At 38.2% G+C, this 663-nt stretch carries 1 protein-coding gene; it reads right to left on the reverse strand.

Going from position 1 to position 663, the window contains the following annotated elements; all coding sequences use genetic code 11:
* Positions 1–112 precede the first annotated feature (112 nt).
* Entirely contained in the window at positions 113–553 is a 441-nt protein-coding gene (gene tnpA / locus PG862_RS14305; RefSeq protein ID WP_107001913.1) for an IS200/IS605 family transposase, read from the reverse strand.
* Positions 554–663 lie beyond the last annotated feature (110 nt).

The following is a 663-nucleotide window of genomic DNA, read 5'->3' on the forward strand; positions in this document are numbered from 1 at the left end:
ACCGGAATCAGATAGGAAACTGCCTTCCGAAAAATATCCAGCGTAGAGCGGAGCGGTATATTCTTTTTTTTAATTTCTACTCCATAGCTGGATACAATCTGCATAAAATTTCCTACTTTCTTTTTTCCTTCTCTTTTTGTCCCTCAATGTATGCCACTACCTGATCCCTGCTTCGGTCACTTACGGTGACTGCACAATACGATGGATTCCACAAATGTCCTCCCCACAGCTCCTGTTTTAATTCCGGATGCGAAAGAAACAACTGACGTGCCAGATTCCCTTTCATAATCTTTATCATGTCTGATATAAAAAATTGCGGTTTGCAATCCAGAAGTAAATGAATATGATCTGGCATAACCTCCATCGCCAGAATCTTAAATTTGTATTCCTCCGCAAGCCCATACAACATTTTTTTACATTCTGCGTCTATCCCATTTTTCAGGACCTGTTTTCGATATTTCGTGCACCAGACAAGATGATATTGCAAAGAATACACATATCCTCTACCATATGAAAGTGTATTTCTCTTAATAGTAAATATATCTTTTTCCATGTTTATATTATACCATATGCCCCCACACTTGGCAAACGCTAGTTCTGTATCTTGATAAAAAATTTGGCGCACCTAACTCATCACTACTACAATATACTTATGGGTAATCC

The organism is Clostridium fessum, assembly GCF_027698965.1.
Lineage (GTDB): Bacteria > Bacillota > Clostridia > Lachnospirales > Lachnospiraceae > Otoolea > Otoolea fessa.

Excerpts from the sequence above, each read along its gene's own strand:
- tnpA (WP_107001913.1), bottom strand. The coding sequence starts at position 553 with ATGGAAAAAGATATATTTACTATTAAGAGAAATACACTTTCATATGGT.